Source organism: Pseudomonas sp. NPDC089408 (genome assembly GCF_044749445.1).
Lineage (GTDB): Bacteria > Pseudomonadota > Gammaproteobacteria > Pseudomonadales > Pseudomonadaceae > Aquipseudomonas.
The window spans coordinates 41,812-56,919 of sequence record NZ_JBIVHY010000010.1; the positions used below are offsets into that span (position 1 = coordinate 41,812).

Annotated in this window: 13 protein-coding genes; 4 read left to right on the plus strand and 9 right to left on the minus strand. The window is 63.5% G+C overall.

Annotated features, from left to right (window positions below):
• Positions 1-39 precede the first annotated feature (39 nt).
• Positions 40-2,646 (minus strand): leucine--tRNA ligase, encoded by a 2,607-nt coding sequence (leuS, locus tag ACIP02_RS17170; protein WP_400618240.1) that lies wholly within the window; start codon positions 2,644-2,646, stop codon positions 40-42.
• Between the two features lie 227 nt (positions 2,647-2,873).
• Here leuS and ACIP02_RS17175 point away from each other — a divergent pair, with 227 nt between their 5' ends.
• Both ACIP02_RS17175 and ACIP02_RS17180 read left to right on the plus strand, forming a co-directional pair.
• Positions 2,874-3,188 (plus strand): hypothetical protein, encoded by a 315-nt coding sequence (locus ACIP02_RS17175; RefSeq protein WP_400618243.1) that lies wholly within the window; start codon positions 2,874-2,876, stop codon positions 3,186-3,188.
• A 135-nt stretch (positions 3,189-3,323) separates the two neighbouring features.
• The gene (locus ACIP02_RS17180) at positions 3,324-4,085 is read left to right on the plus strand and encodes a YdcF family protein (protein WP_400618246.1); all 762 of its coding nucleotides are present in this window, start codon (positions 3,324-3,326) and stop codon (positions 4,083-4,085) included.
• Between the two features lie 153 nt (positions 4,086-4,238).
• Here ACIP02_RS17180 and lnt read toward each other — a convergent pair whose 3' ends face one another.
• The 4 genes from lnt to ACIP02_RS17200 are packed head-to-tail and all read right to left on the minus strand — an operon-like array spanning position 4,239 to position 8,094.
• A complete protein-coding gene (gene lnt / locus ACIP02_RS17185; RefSeq protein WP_400618249.1) occupies positions 4,239-5,756 on the minus strand; it encodes an apolipoprotein N-acyltransferase in 1,518 nt (505 codons plus the stop codon).
• 8 nt (positions 5,757-5,764) lie between these two features.
• The gene (locus tag ACIP02_RS17190) at positions 5,765-6,604 is read right to left on the minus strand and encodes an HlyC/CorC family transporter (protein WP_201203614.1); all 840 of its coding nucleotides are present in this window, start codon (positions 6,602-6,604) and stop codon (positions 5,765-5,767) included.
• Positions 6,605-6,629: 25 nt separating this feature from the next.
• Complete coding sequence (ybeY, locus tag ACIP02_RS17195; RefSeq protein WP_400618252.1) at positions 6,630-7,103, minus strand: rRNA maturation RNase YbeY; 474 nt, start codon at positions 7,101-7,103, stop codon at positions 6,630-6,632.
• Complete coding sequence (locus ACIP02_RS17200) at positions 7,096-8,094, minus strand: PhoH family protein (protein WP_400618255.1); 999 nt, start codon at positions 8,092-8,094, stop codon at positions 7,096-7,098. The genes ybeY and ACIP02_RS17200 overlap by 8 nt, the downstream gene beginning before the upstream one ends.
• Before the next feature lie 275 nt (positions 8,095-8,369).
• Between ACIP02_RS17200 and ACIP02_RS17205 the strand changes: the two genes are divergently transcribed.
• On the plus strand, positions 8,370-8,696 hold the full coding sequence (locus ACIP02_RS17205; RefSeq protein ID WP_041167902.1) for a DUF1820 family protein: 327 nt from the start codon (positions 8,370-8,372) through the stop codon (positions 8,694-8,696).
• 3 nt (positions 8,697-8,699) lie between these two features.
• Here ACIP02_RS17205 and ACIP02_RS17210 read toward each other — a convergent pair whose 3' ends face one another.
• From ACIP02_RS17210 to ACIP02_RS17225, 4 genes are all read right to left on the minus strand, one after another.
• Entirely contained in the window at positions 8,700-9,245 is a 546-nt protein-coding gene (locus ACIP02_RS17210) for a tetratricopeptide repeat protein (protein ID WP_400618258.1), read from the minus strand.
• Between the two features lie 237 nt (positions 9,246-9,482).
• On the minus strand, positions 9,483-10,766 hold the full coding sequence (gene hemL, locus ACIP02_RS17215) for a glutamate-1-semialdehyde 2,1-aminomutase (RefSeq protein ID WP_003249773.1): 1,284 nt from the start codon (positions 10,764-10,766) through the stop codon (positions 9,483-9,485).
• 14 nt (positions 10,767-10,780) lie between these two features.
• Positions 10,781-11,404, minus strand: a complete 624-nt coding sequence (thiE, locus tag ACIP02_RS17220; protein WP_400618261.1) for a thiamine phosphate synthase — start codon at positions 11,402-11,404, stop codon at positions 10,781-10,783.
• Between the two features lie 13 nt (positions 11,405-11,417).
• A complete protein-coding gene (locus ACIP02_RS17225) occupies positions 11,418-12,215 on the minus strand; it encodes a hydroxymethylpyrimidine/phosphomethylpyrimidine kinase (protein WP_400618264.1) in 798 nt (265 codons plus the stop codon).
• Between the two features lie 265 nt (positions 12,216-12,480).
• On the opposite strand from ACIP02_RS17225, the gene ACIP02_RS17230 reads away from it, so the two are divergent.
• Positions 12,481-14,469 carry a sensor histidine kinase gene (locus tag ACIP02_RS17230; RefSeq protein ID WP_400618266.1) on the plus strand — a complete coding sequence of 663 codons (1,989 nt, stop codon included), beginning with the start codon at positions 12,481-12,483 and terminating at the stop codon, positions 14,467-14,469.
• Positions 14,470-15,108 lie beyond the last annotated feature (639 nt).

Consider the following 15,108-nt stretch of genomic DNA (forward strand, 5'->3'; position numbering starts at 1 on the left):
GTTCCGCCCGCCCGCAGTGGCTGCGGGCGGGCGTTGCCATCAGTTGGCGACGATGTTGACCAGCTTGCCAGGTACCACGATGACCTTGCGGATGGCCAGGCCATCGATGAAGCGCAGGACGTTCTCGTTGCTGCGCGCGGCAGCTTCGATTTCTTCGCGGCTGGCGGCGGCCGGCATTTCGACCTGGCCACGCAGCTTGCCGTTGACCTGCACCACCAGGGTAACGGTGTCCTGCACCAGGGCAGCTTCATCGACGGCTGGCCAGCCGGCGTCGATCACGGCCTGCTGGTGGCCCAGTTGCTGCCACAGCTCGTGGGAGATGTGCGGGGTGATCGGTGCCAGCAGCAGGGTCACGGCTTCCAGGCCTTCCTGCAGCAGGGCACGGTCCTGTTCGGTGGCTTGCGGGGCCTTTTCCAGCACGTTCATCACGGTCATCACCTGGGCGATGGCGGTGTTGAACTTGTGGTACTGGCCGACGTCGGTGCTGGCCTGCTTGATGGCAGCGTGGATGGCGCGGCGGATGACCTTTTGCGCGTCGTCCAGGGCTGCGATGTCCAGCTTGCCTGCCGGGCCTTGGGCCACGTGGGCCTGGGCCAGGCGCCAGACACGGCGCAGGAAGCGGCTGGCGCCTTCGACGCCGGAGTCGGACCATTCCAGGCTCGCATCAGGTGGCGAGGCGAACATCATGAACAGGCGGCAGGTGTCGGCGCCGTACTGGTCGATCATCGACTGCGGGTCGACGCCGTTGTTCTTCGACTTCGACATCTTCTCGGTGCCGCCGATTTCCACCGGCAGGCCGTCGGTCTTCAGGCGTGCGCCAATGATCTTGGCCTTGGCATCGCGCTCGATTTCGACATCGGCCGGGTTGAACCAGTCCTTGCCGCCGTTGCTGGCCACACGGTAGTAGGTTTCGGCGACTACCATGCCCTGGGTCAGCAGGTTCTTGAACGGCTCGTTCGAGGTGACCAGGCCTTCGTCACGCATCAGCTTGTGGAAGAAGCGCGCGTACAGCAGGTGCAGGATGGCGTGTTCGATACCACCGATGTACTGGTCGACCGGCAGCCAGTGGTTGGCCGCTTTCGGGTCGACCATGCCACCTTCGTAGTTAGGCGAGGCGTAACGGGCGAAGTACCAGGACGACTCGACGAAGGTGTCCATGGTGTCGGTTTCGCGTTTGGCTGCAGTGCCGCATTTCGGGCAGCTGCATTCATAGAACTCTGGCATGCGCGCCAGCGGCGAACCGGCGCCGTCCGGCACCACGTTCTCCGGCAGGGTGACCGGCAGCTGGTCTTCTGGCACCGGCACGTCGCCACAGGACGGGCAGTGAATGATCGGGATCGGGCAGCCCCAGTAGCGCTGGCGGCTGATACCCCAGTCGCGCAGGCGGAACTGGGTCCGCGATTTGCCCAGCTCCTTGCGGATCAGGGCAGCTTCGATGGCGTCGAAGGCGCCGGCGAAGTCCAGGCCGTCGAACTCGGCGGAGTTGATCAGCTGGCCGTGTTCGCCGTAGGCGTCCTGCCACTCGTTGCCGACTTCATCGCCAGCGCTGGTGCGCACCACGGCCTTGACCGGCAGGTTGTACTTGTGAGCGAACTCGAAGTCGCGCTCGTCGTGGGCCGGTACGGCCATTACCGCGCCATCGCCGTAATGCATCAGCACGTAGTTGGCGACCCACACCGGCAGCTTTTCACCGGTCAGCGGGTGCTCGACCAGCAGGGAAGTGGCCATGCCCTTCTTCTCCTGGGTGGCCATGTCGGCTTCGGCGACGCTGCCGCCCTTGCACTCGTCGATGAACGCCTGCAGCGCCGGGTTGCCCTGGGCGGCCTGGGTGGCCAGCGGGTGTTCGGCTGCGACGGCGACGTAGGTGGCGCCCATCAGCGTGTCGGGACGGGTGGTGAAGACCTTGAGCGCGCCTTCGTGGCCGATGCTGGCCTGGTCGTACGGGAACTGTACTTCCATGCCGCGCGACTTGCCGATCCAGTTGCGCTGCATGGTCTTGACCTGCTCAGGCCAGCCCGGCAGCTCGTCGAGGCTTTCCAGCAGCTCGTCGGCGTAGTCGGTGATGCGGAAGTAGTACATCGGGATTTCGCGCTTTTCGATCAGCGCGCCGGAACGCCAGCCACGGCCGTCGATGACCTGCTCGTTGGCCAGCACGGTCTGGTCGGCCGGGTCCCAGTTCACGGTCCCGTTCTTGCGGTAGATGATGCCTTTCTCGAACAGGCGGGTGAACAGCCACTGCTCCCAACGGTAGTAGTCGGGCTTGCAGGTGGTGACTTCACGTGCCCAGTCGATGGCCAGGCCCAGGCTCTTGAGCTGGGTCTTCATGTAGTCGATGTTTTCGTACGTCCACTTGGCCGGGGCGACGTTGTTCTTCATCGCCGCGTTTTCCGCAGGCATGCCGAAAGCGTCCCAGCCCATCGGCTGCAGGACGTTCTTGCCCAGCATGCGCTGGTAGCGGGCAATCACGTCGCCGATGGTGTAGTTGCGCACGTGGCCCATGTGTAGCTTGCCGCTCGGGTACGGGAACATCGATAGGCAATAGTAGGTGTCTTTGCCTGGCTGTTCGGTAACAGCGAACGATTGTTGCTCGTCCCAGAAGTTCTGGGCGGCGGCTTCGATATCACGGGGCGTGTATTGTTCGTGCATGGCTACTTTTGGCTGAGAGAGAAGAGACCTTGTTCCAGGCAGCGGAACCTCGCTGCGTCCGGCACTCCGGTGTCGTTTAGAGTGAACGCCGTAGCATACAGCAGCGCTGCGCATCGTGGGAAACCTTCGTTGCGAATGGCCGCTGGTCGCGGCACAAGGCTGCTTTTTGCAACGACGCTAAGCTCAGGTGTGGGGGGAGATATTCTTATCTTCAATGAGGTGAACGGATGGGAGAGACGCAGCTACCCGCAATCAGACCGGAGCTTTACGAGCGCCTGATCGACCGGCTTGGCCTGGCACTGGAAACCGCCAGGACCTCGGTGCGATTGCGCGACGAGATGCCAGCCGAACTGGAATTGCGTGGTCTGAGCCACGCAGAGTTCGAAGTGATCAAGGCTTACCTGGATTCCCTCCCGGAGCGCCAAAACGCTGCAGTCGGCAGTTACCCACAAGCGGAGCCGACATCGGCCAAGATCATCTGGCTCAAGGACAAGAAACGCCCCGCCAGTACGGCGAGATCCAGGACGCTGCCACATCGCTAGCCGTTCAGGACGCCAGGCGCAGGCCAAGCGCGCCGGTTCTTCAATATCATCACAGCTCACGTTTGGCGCCGGTCGCACCCTTGTTGACCGGCGCCGATCCTTCTAGGCTGCACCTCTGCCAAGGAGCTGTGGCCAATGCCGATCCGATTTTTCATCAAACAATGGTTGATGCCGCCGGGCATCTTGTTCCTGCTGCTGCTTGCCGCATGGTGGTTGCGTGCGCGGCGGCCGCGGCTGGCAGCACTGTGCTTTGTCGTGGGGCTGGGTGGCCTGTGGCTGATGAGCCTGCCGCTGGTGGTGCAGGAAACCGCCCGGCTGCTGGAGACCGAGCCGCCGCTGGCGGTGAGCGACTGGGCGGGGCTGGCCAGCCGGGCAGATGCCATCGTGGTGCTGGGTGCGGGGCGCGAGCGGGGTGACCCGGCCTGGGGCGGCACTGACCAGCCTACGGCCACGGCGCTGGAGCGTATGCGCTTTGCCGCGCGGCTGGCCAAGGCGTCGGGCTTGCCGGTGCTGACCAGTGGCGGGCTGCACTACGGCACGCCGCCGAGCGAGGCGCAGTTGATGGCGGATCGCTTGCATGAAGATTTCGCGGTGGCGGTGAAGTGGCGCGAAGAGGCCAGCCGCACGACCTGGGAGAACGCCCAGCTGTCGGCCAAGGTGCTGCAACCATTGGGCATTCGTCGGGTGGTGGTGGTGACCCAGGCCTGGCACATGCAGCGCTCGCGCTGGAGCTTTGAACAGGCAGGGTTCGAGGTGGTACCGGCGCCGGTGGGGTTCCTTGGGCGCGAGCATGCACGGCCGTTCGGCGGGTTGCTGCCGGAGAGCCGGGCGATGTGGCAGAGCGGGCAGTTGGTGAATGAAGTGGTGGGGTTGGTGGGGTATCGGCTGTTCTATTGAATTCAGGTTTACGCGGTGCCTTGTAGGAGCGGCCTTGTGTCGCGATGGGCTGAGCAGCAGCCCCTGGATCTCAGCTCTATCTCAAGATTGCCGGGGCTGCTTTGCAGCCCATCGCGACGCAAGGCCGCTCCTACAGGGACCGTGTTACGCCAGCTAGACGGTCTTGGCAATGCGCCCGGCCAGCAACGCCCAGCCCAGCAGCAGCGCGCAGGCAATCGCCAGCGGCCACGAACGCCATTGCAGGTAGGGCGTCAGCTGTTGCATCGGTACCACCTCGCCATACAGCACCGCCTGCTGGAACTGCGGAATCTGCGTGGTAATGCGGCCAAACGGGTCGATCAGCGCGGTCACGCCGTTGTTGGTGGCGCGGATCATCCAGCGGCCGGCTTCCAGTGCACGCATCTGCGCCATCTGCAGGTGCTGCAGCGGGCCGATCGACGTGCCGAACCAGGTGTCGTTGCTGATGGTCAGCAGCAGGTCGCTACGTGCCGCCAGGCTGGCAGCAAACTCCGGGTACACCACTTCGTAGCAGATGTACGGCGCAATCTGGTAACCCTTGGCCTGCAGCAGCGGCTGGTCTTCCGGCCCACGGGCGAAGTCCGACATCGGCAGGTTGAAGAACTCGATGGCGCCGCGCAGCATGTCCTGCAGCGGCACGTACTCGCCAAACGGCACCAGCTTCTGCTTGAGGTAGGTGCCATCGCCTTCGCCGGTAACGGTGACGCCGTTGTAGTAGCGGCGCTGATGGTGCACTTCTTCACGTACCGGTACACCCGTGATCAGCGCCGAGTGCCGCTCGGCAGCGAAGCGGCCCATCACATCGATGTAGCCCTGGGCCTGGTCCTTGAGTATCGGCACCGCTGTTTCGGGCCACACCAGCAGGTCCACGGGTTTGGCGGTGAAGCTCAGGTCACGGTACAGCGCCAGTTGCGCGTCGATGTGCGCCGGGTCCCACTTCAGCTCCTGTTCGACGTTGCCCTGGATTGCCGCCACTTTCAGCGGGTCGCCGGCCGGCTTGGTCCAGGCGTGACCCTTGAGCGCCATGCCCAGTACCCACGGCGCCAGCAGCAATACCGCGGCAATGGCCAGGAACGATGGGCGCGCGCGCAGGCGGTGCAGGTTGCACAACAGGGCGGCGGTCAGGGCCAGGGTGAAGGAAACCAGCCATACACCGCCCAGCGGCGCCAGGCCGGCCAACGGGCCGTCCAGCTGGCTGTAGCCGGCGTAAAGCCAGGGGAAACCAGTCAGGAACCAGCCGCGGAAGGCCTCTTGCAGCAGCCACAGCGCAGCGAAGCACAAGGCGTCGGCCAGTGGCGCTTCGTTGCGCCGTAGCCAGCGTGCCCATAGCCAGGTGGGCAGGGCGAAGAACCAGGCCAGGGCGGCGAAAAACGCCAGCAGCAGCAGGATTGCCAGCAACGGCGAGGCGCCGCCGTAGGTGTTCATGCTGACGTAGATCCACCAGGTGCCGGCGCCGTACAGGCCGAAACCGAACCACCAGCCCCGCCACATGGCCTGGCGCGGGCTGAGCTCGCGCAGGCCAAGGTAGAGCACGGCGATCGACAACAGCGCCAACGGCCAGATGTCGAACGGCGCCAGGGCCAGGAGGGTGGAGGCACCGGCCGCCAGGGCCAGCAGGTTACCGGGCCAGCCGGGGCGGGTGATCCAACGCATGTTTGTCCTTAACGGCTGATCGGGGTCAGGCGCAGCAAGTGTATCCGCCGGCTGTCGGCGTTGAGAATACGGAACTTGTAAGACCCGATCTCGGTGGTTTCGTTGCGCTTGGGCAAGTGGCCGAACGCACTCATCACCAGGCCGCCGACCGTGTCGAACTCGTCATCGGAGAATTCGCTGTCGAAGAACTCGTTGAAGTTCTCGATCGGGGTGAGCGCCTTGACCAGGAAGTCACCGCTGGGCAGCGGCTTGATGTAGCTGTCTTCCTCGACGTCGTGCTCGTCCTCGATATCGCCGACGATCTGCTCCAGCACGTCCTCGATGGTCACCAGGCCCGCCACACCGCCGTATTCGTCGATAACGATGGCCATGTGGTTATGGTTGGCGCGGAACTCGCGCAGCAGCACGTTCAGGCGCTTGGACTCGGGCACGAAAGTGGCCGGGCGCAGCAGGTCCTTGATGTTGAAGCTGTCGCCGTTCTCTTTGAGGATCAGCGGCAGCAGGTCTTTGGCGAGCAGAATGCCGAGCACATCGTCGTGGCTTTCGCCGATCACCGGGTAACGCGAGTGCGCGGCGTCGATCACCGCCGGCAGGAATTCGCGCGGCGACTGGCTGGCCTTGATGCTGATCATTTGCGAGCGTGGGACCATGATGTCGCGCACCTGCAGGTCGGCGACCTGGATGGCACCTTCGACAATGGTCAGCGCTTCGCTGTCCAGCAGCTTGTTCTGATGGGCTTCGCGCAGCAGCTCAAGGAGCTCCTGGCGGTTTTTCGGCTCATGGGCAAAAGCCTGGGTCAGTTTACCCAGCCAGGACTTTTGCCCGTTGCTCGATCGATCTTCGCTCATGGCGGTTCTCGTGATCCTTCGTGTATCAGTATGTGAGAGTGTCGGTTTCATCGTCGGCGTACGGGTCAGGGTGACCCAGTTCTGCCAGCAATTCTCGTTCCAGGCCTTCCATTTCCTCGGCTTCCTCATCCTCGATGTGGTCGTAACCGAGCAAGTGCAGGCAGCCGTGGATGACCAGGTGCGCCCAGTGTGCTTCCAGCGACTTGCCTTGTTCGGCAGCCTCGCGCTCGACCACGGCTACGCAGATGACCAGGTCGCCCAGCAGCGGGATATCGAGCAGGTCATCGGGTACGTCGGCCGGGAACGACAGCACGTTGGTCGCGTAGTCCTTGTGCCGGTAGGTGTGGTTCAGCTCGCGGCCTTCAGCTTCGTCGACCAGGCGAATGGTCATTTCCGAGTCGGCGCTGCGCTGGCGCAAACCCAGTTCGCACCAGCGGCGGAAGGCGTCGTCATCCGGGGCGGCAGCATCCGTGGCCCGTTGGATATCAAGTTCAAGCATCTTTGCCGGGCGCCTCGGGCTTGGCCTGGCGGCCTTCGAAGCGGTCATAGGCTTCGACGATACGCTGCACCAGTGGGTGACGAACCACATCTTTGGGTTGGAAGTGGGTAAAACTGATACCCGGAACGTCCTTCAGCACCTCGATGACGTGCGCCAGGCCCGATTTGGTGCCACGCGGCAGGTCGACCTGGGTAATGTCACCGGTAATCACGGCGGTGGAGCCGAAACCGATGCGGGTGAGGAACATCTTCATCTGTTCCAGCGTGGTGTTCTGGCTTTCGTCGAGGATGATGAAGCTGTTGTTCAGGGTGCGGCCACGCATGTAGGCCAGCGGGGCGATTTCGATCACCTGGCGCTCGATCAGCTTGGCGACGTGTTCGAAGCCGAGCATTTCGTACAGGGCGTCGTACAGCGGGCGCAGGTACGGGTCGATTTTCTGCGCCAGGTCACCGGGCAGGAAGCCGAGCTTTTCGCCCGCCTCGACCGCAGGGCGCACCAGCAGGATGCGGCGCACCTGTTCGCGCTCCAGCGCGTCCACCGCGCAGGCCACGGCCAGGTAGGTCTTGCCGGTACCGGCCGGGCCGATGCCGAAGTTGATGTCGTTGGCCAGGATTTCCTTGACGTAGCGCTGCTGGTTAAGCCCGCGCGGGCGGATGTTGCCCTTGCGCGTGCGCAGCGAAACGCTGACCTCGTTCACGGCCGGGTTGTCGATGTTCTCGACGGCCGACTCCTGCAGGTACAGGTGCACGGTTTCCGGCGACAGGTCGCTGGCCTTGGTCTCGCGGTAGAGACGGCGCAGCAGCTGTTCGGCAGCGGAGGTGGTCTTGGGTTCGCCGATCAGTTCGAACTGATTGCCACGGTTGCGGATTTCGATGGCCAGGCGCTGTTCGATCAGGCGCAGGTGCTCGTCGAACTGGCCGCACAAGTTGGCGAAACGGTGGGCCTCGAAAGGTTCGAGGATGAAACGATGGGGTTGTATGGGTGCGTTCAAGGTCGTTTTTAGCCGCTCGACGGCAATGGAGTTGATCTCAAGAATAACCCTTGAATGGCAGTGGCGAAAGCACTGAAACGTTCAACGGTATGTACGGCCTGTTCTGGCCCTATCGCCGGCAAGCCTGCTCCCACAGGTACTGCACAGGCCTGGGGCTAGCGCGGTACCCGTGGGAGCTGGCTTGCCGGCGATAGGGCCGGGCCAGGCAACACAGTTCAGCAAGCCTGTCTGCTATGATGCGCCCCTTTTCTTACGCATGTGTTATCCCGCCGAACATGAGCAAACGCGAACCCGCCATCTATAAAGTGATCTTCCTCAACCAGGGGCAGGTCTTCGAGATGTACGCCAAGCAGATCTACCAGAGCGACCTGTGGGGCTTCCTGGAAATCGAGGAGTTCGTGTTCGGCGAGCGCTCGCAACTGGTGGTGGACCCGAGCGAGGAGAAGCTCAAGAACCAGTTCGAGGGGGTGATCCGCAGTTTCGTGCCGATGCATTCGATCGTGCGCATCGATGAGGTGGAGCGGCTGGGCACGGCAAAGATCAGCGAAGCCAAGGGCGGCGGCAATGTGATGCCGTTCCCGATGCCAATGCCGGAAAAGTAACCCTCAGGGAAGTGGCGAGAAGGGCGTGCGCCCTTCGGCGTTCTGCAGTTCCAGCAGGTACTTGCGGAAGATCTGGCCGAGCACCTGGGTGGCATGCTCCAGCTCGTCGCGGGGCATTTGCTCGGTGACTTCATCGGCCATGTCCAGCGCATCTTCGGCGCCGTTGACCGCGGCCATTTTCAGCAGGATATAGGCCTGCACGTTGTTGGCCTTGACCCCTTCGCCATGGAAGAACATGGCGCCCAGGCGGTACTGGGCATCGGCGTGGCCTTGCAACGAGGCCTTCTGGAACCAGTCCAGCGCCTTGTTCAGGTTTTTTGGCGTTTGCGTGTAGTAGTACTCGCCCAGTTCGAATTGCGCCTGGGCGTCCCCCGCGGTTGCCGTCTGCTCGCAGGCCTTGAGGGCGTTCGCCAGGTCTTCTGGCTGAACGTTCAAGGTGCAGCGGCCCGTTGCCGGAATAAGCAGCGAGTTACCGCCCTCCGCCAGGGCCAGCAGGGGCTGTAGAAGCAACAGGCAGCCCAGGGTCAGGGCGCGGCCGGTGCGGTTCATGGGGATCGACTTACCTCTGCAAAGCTGCGGCCAATGTCTCTGGTGGCACATTATGGGATAAGCAGCGCCAACCTTACAAAGTTTTACTCGAATTTCTGCTTGGTTGGGGAAGTCAGCTGATTGTGCTGGGCATTTTATTGCCTGTGCCGGCCTATTCGCGGGTGAACCCGCTCCCACCTTACACGCATAACTTGTAGGAGCGGGTTTACCCGCGAATAGGCCAGTACAGGCTAACCATCACTTCAGGGCAGCAAATGCCTTCTCAGCCGCATCCAGGGTGATCTGCAGCTCCTTGTCGCCATGGGCAATGGAGGTGAAGCCTGCCTCGAACGCGCTCGGCGCCAGGTACACGCCACCGTCGAGCATCAGGTGGAAGAAGCGCTTGAAGCGCTCGGCATCGCTGGCCATCACGTCTTCGAAGGTGACGATATCGTCGGCACCGCTGAAGTACAGGCCGAACATGGCACCGGCCTGCGTGGTGACGAACGGCACGCCTGCAGCATCGGCGCGCTGCTGCAGGCCGTCGAGCATGCGGCTGGTGTAATCGGTCAGCTCGGCGTGGAAGCCCGGGCGACTGATCAGCTTCAGGGTGGTCAGACCGGCGGCCATGGCCAGCGGGTTGCCCGACAGCGTGCCCGCCTGGTAGACCGGGCCGAGCGGGGCGATGCAGCCCATGATTTCACGCTTGCCGCCGAAGCAGCCGACCGGCATGCCACCGCCGACGATCTTGCCGAAGGTGGACAGGTCCGGCTTGATGCCGTAGTGGCCTTGGGCGCCACCGAGGGATACGCGGAAACCGGTCATCACTTCGTCGAAGATCAGCACCACGCCGTGTTTGTCGCACTGTTCGCGCAGGCCTTCAAGGAAGCCTGGCGCTGGCGGCACGCAGTTCATGTTGCCGGCCACCGGCTCGACGATGATGCAGGCAACGGTCTGGCCAACTTCGGCCAGGGTTTTCTCGACCGCGGCAATGTCGTTGAACGGCAGGGTAAGGGTGTGCTTGGCGAAGTCGGCCGGCACGCCCGCCGAGCTTGGCACACCCTGGGTCAGCAGGCCGGAACCGGCTTTTACCAGCAGGCTGTCGGAGTGGCCGTGGTAGCAGCCTTCGAACTTGATGATGGCATCGCGGCCGGTGTAGCCACGGGCCAGGCGGATGGCGCTCATGGTGGCTTCGGTGCCCGAGCTGACCATGCGCACCATTTCCATGGAAGGCACGATCGAGCAGACCAGGTCGGCCATTTCGGTTTCCATGGCGGTCGGTGCGCCGTAGGACAGGCCGTGCTCCAGCTGCTTGCGCACCGAGTCGAGCACGTCCGGGTGGCCGTGGCCGAGGATCATCGGGCCCCAAGAGCCGACGTAGTCGACGTAGCGCTTGTCGTCCTCGTCAACGACGTAGGCGCCTTCGGCATGCTTGAAGAACAGCGGCGTGCCGCCCACGCTCTTGAAAGCGCGGACCGGCGAGTTGACGCCACCGGGGATGTGCTTCTGGGCTTGGGCGAACAGGGCTTCGGAACGGGACATGGGGTTCTCTCGAATCAGGATGCGAACAAGGCGTTGAAGGCGCGGGCGCGGCGGGTGACTTCCTGCGCGCTGTCGGCACCGAACAGGCCGTGGATCACCGCCAGCAGGTCGGCGCCATGGGCGACCAGCGGGGCGGCGTTGTCGAGGGTAATGCCGCCGATCACCGCGATCGGCAGTTTGACTTGGGCGCGGGCCTGCGCCACCAGGTCGGTGTTGGCAGCGGGCGCGCCCGGCTTGGTTACGGAATTGAAGAAGCGGCCAAAGGCTACATAGCTGGCGCCTTGGTCGGCAGCCCGGGCCGCCAGCTCGAGGTCGGCGTGGCAGGTGGAGCCGATGATCGCCTGGCGGCCGAGCAGGGCGCGGGCCGGGGTCAGCGGGCCGTCGGTCTGGCCCAGGTGCACGCCGACGCCCAGGCGCGCGGCCAGTTCGGCATCGTCGTTGATCAGCAACTGGGTGCCGTAACGCTCGCAGAGCTTGAGCAGCCCTTCGGCTTCACGCAGCCGGCGCGCCGCGTCGTCGCTTTTGTCGCGGTACTGCAGCAGGCATACACCGCCTTCCAGCGCCGCTTCGACATGGGACAGGAAACGGCCGGCGAGCAGCTGGCTGTCGGTGATGGCGTACAGACCGCGTAGCTTCATTGAAAGCCTCGTATCAGGAACAGAAATCCAACGGCAGACGGCGTGGCACGAATTGGCCTTTGCCCAGTTGCTCGGCGTCCCGCAGGGTGCGCCAGGTGTAGTCCAGGGCGCTGCGCACGGCGCTTTCCAGCTGCTCGCCCAGTGCCAGGCGGCCGGCCAGGGCGCTGGCCAGGGTGCAGCCCGAGCCGTGGTAGCTGCCCGGCAGGCGCTGGCAGGTCCAGGTGTGGAGCTTTCCGTCCTGGGTGTACAGGCGGTTGTGAATTTCGTCTTCGTCGCCGTGACCGCCGGTAATCAGCAGGTGTCTACAGAACGGCAGCAGTTTCTCGGCACACTGGTCGGCAGTGCCTTCGGGCAGTTCGGCGAGGATGCGCGCTTCGGGCAGGTTCGGTGTGGCGATGGTCGCCAGCGGTAGCAGGCGTTCGCGTAGCGCGTAGCCCACTTCGTCCTTGCCCAGGCGGCCGCCGCCACCGGCACGCAGTACCGGGTCGCAGACCAGCGGCAGGTGCGGGTGGGCGGCGAGCAGTTCGGCGACGGTGTCGACCATGTCGATCGAGCCGAGCATACCCAGCTTGACGGCGGCCACTGCGGAGTCCGCCAGCACGGCGTTGGCCTGGGCCAGCACCCACTCGCGGTCGAGCACACGGAAGTCGGAAACGTTGACGGTATCCTGCACGGTCAGGGCGGTCACTGCAGGTGCAGCGTGACAGCCTTGGGCGATCAGGGCTTCGATATCTGCCTGCAAGCCGGCGCCGCCACTTGGGTCGTGGCCGGAGAGACAGAGGACAACGGGGCGGGAGCTGTAGGTATTCATGGTCGGCGAGCTTACCACCAAACCTGTTTGGGCGGATCGTCCGACAAACGAGATTTGTTGATCGTTCGGTCAGATTTGTTTTTTATCGTCCTCTGAAAGCATTGATTTAGAGCCTTCTCATTGTGATTTGTTATGGCCGATTGCCAGGTTGTGAAGCTATGCTAGAGTGCTCGGATAACTCGACAAACGGGTTCTGCCGGATTGCGTCGTCTCAAACGGATGGGAGGCAACCGCGACGCGACCGGACAGGCCATGCTGGGGCTGTATGCGCTATTTGCTGATTGTGCTTCTGGGTTTATTGCCCGTGCTGGCCGGAGCGGTCGATTTCGACGACGCGACCGGGCATGTTCCGTTGGGCAAGGCCATGCAGGTTTATGAAGACCTCGATGGCAGCACCAGCATTGCCCAGGTCAGCGCCCCGGGGTTCGCCAAACGCTTTCGCCCCCACCAGGAAGACGTGCTGAACGCCGGTTATTCCACCTCGGTGTTCTGGCTCAAGGTCGAGTTGCGCCCTGTAGCCCCGCCCGGCGCTGCCCCCCGGCAATGGCTGCTGGAACTGGCCTATCCGCCGCTGGACCACCTTGAGCTGTACCTGCCCGACCGCAGCGGCGTATATCGCCTGGCCCAACGCACCGGCGATGCCTTGCCCTATGGCAGTCGGCAGATCCGCCAGAACAACTACCTGTTCGAACTGCAGCTGCCGCCTGGCCAGGTGACCACCGCCTACCTGCGCCTGCACAGCCAGGGCTCGGTGCAGGCGCCGCTGGCGCTCTGGTCCCCCCAGGCCTACATGGAAGACCAGCCCACGCGCCTGTATGTGCTGGGGATGATCTACGGCGTGCTGCTGGTGATGCTGGTGTACAACCTGTTCATCTACCTCAGCGTGCGCGATGTCAGCTACCTCTACTACATCCTCTATATCGCGTCGTTCGGCTTTTATCAGGTGTCGGTGAACGGTGCCGGTGTGGCGTACTTCTGGCCGGACAGCCCATGGTGGGCGAATGCCTCGACACCACTGTTCATTGGCGCTGCCGGGCTGTTCGGCTGCCAGTTTGCCCGGCACTTCCTGCAACTGGGCAGCATCAGCCGCCGCTTCGACCGGTTGCTGCAATTGCTGATGCTGGGCGGCGCCGTGGTGATGGTGCTGGCGGTGAGCGTGCCTTACGGCATTGCCTTGCGCATGGCCACGTTGCTGGCGCTGCTGTTTACCGTGAGCATCTTCAGCGCCGGGCTGTATGCCTGGTGGCGCGGCCTGCGCGTGGCGCGCTGGTTCATTATTGCCTGGACGGCGTTCCTGCTCGGTGGCCTGGTCAATACCCTGATGGTGCTGGGTTACCTGCCCAATGTGTTTATCACCATGTATGCCAGCCAGCTGGGTTCAGCGCTGGAAGTGGCGTTGCTGTCGCTGGCGCTGGCCGACCGTATCAACAGCCTGCGCGAGCAGCAGGCGCAGACCTTGCGTGAGACCGGGCGCACGCTGGAACAGTTGAACCTGCAACTGGCCAGGAGCAACCGGCTGAAGGATGAGTTCCTGGCGAGTGTGACCCATGAGCTGCGCACGCCGATGAATGGGGTGATTGGCTCGCTGGAGCTGATGCACACGCTGCCGATGGAAGGCGAGATGGCCCAGTACCATCGTACAGCGGTGGGCTCGGCGCAGGGCATGATGGACATGGTTGATGCGATTCTGACCCTGTCCGAGTTGCAAGCGGGCCGTTTGCGCGCACAGCCTGCGCCGTTCAGCTTGCGCACGCTGCTACAGAGCTTGCGTGCCGGGTATGCCGGGCAGGCTTTGGGCAAAGGCCTGTACCTGAGCCTGGATATCCCGGCCGACTTGCCGGACGGGCTGTTGGGTGACGGGCAGAAGCTGGCGCGTTGCCTGGGCTGCCTGGTGGACAACGGGCTGAAGTTCACCCATCAGGGCGGGGTGATGATCCAGGTGCGCGGGCGCCGGGTGGGGCCGGATGACCTGGCGTTGACCTTTACCGTGAGTGACAGCGGGATCGGCTTTGATGACCTGGAACAGTCGACCTTGTACCAGCGGTTCTTCCAGGTGGATGGCTCGATGACCCGGCGCTATGGCGGGTTGGGGATCGGGTTGTCGATTTGCCGACAGATGGGGGAATTGCTTGGGGCGCGGTTGGCGCATGAGTCGACGCGCGGTTTGGGGAGCCGGTTTGAGTTGAGTTTGAATATGGCGGTTTCGCAGGTGCAGGTGCCGGTTGGTATTCTGCAGACGCGGCGTTCGGTTTGAGGGTGTGGGGTTTAGGTGGGGCTGGAAGGTGTTCGCCGATAGGTTTTTAGCGCCTATGAGATCGAGCGCCGCCCGCGCGGCGCTTCGCGGGGCAAGCCCGCTCCCACTGTCTGTTTCGGGCCAGTCAATCCTGTGAGGTCACCTCTGTCCGCCTTGTTTGTTCCCTTCGATATTGAAGGTTGCGCCTCTGCTTTTCTGCAATTCCCAGCCATGCACCCAGGGAGCGAGTGCGGAGGAAGCAGGAGTAACTGGCCCGAAACAGATGTGGGAGCGGGCTTGTCCCGCGAAGCGCCGCGCGGGCGGCGCTCGATCTCACAGGCGCTGAACCTGTCATGTCGAACACCTGTCAGCCCTGATGCCTTCCCCAGCCATGCCCCCTGCAACCTACAAAAACTCCAGACTCTTCCTACACCCCAGCACTAGCAACTCCACCCCCTGCGAAATACCCTACAACCTCTGTCGACACGCGTCTGATTGTTCCTGCAAATCCCGCCCTCTAGGCTTTGCCTGTCGCTGATGGTTCAGCGATCGGGTGTGGAAACCTGCAGCAAGCATTTCAGGTTATGTCGTTCATGGCGGCTGTACCCGGGAGGCCTTGTGCCTACCGAGTTTTCTCTGAGTGCACTCGGGTTTCCACCC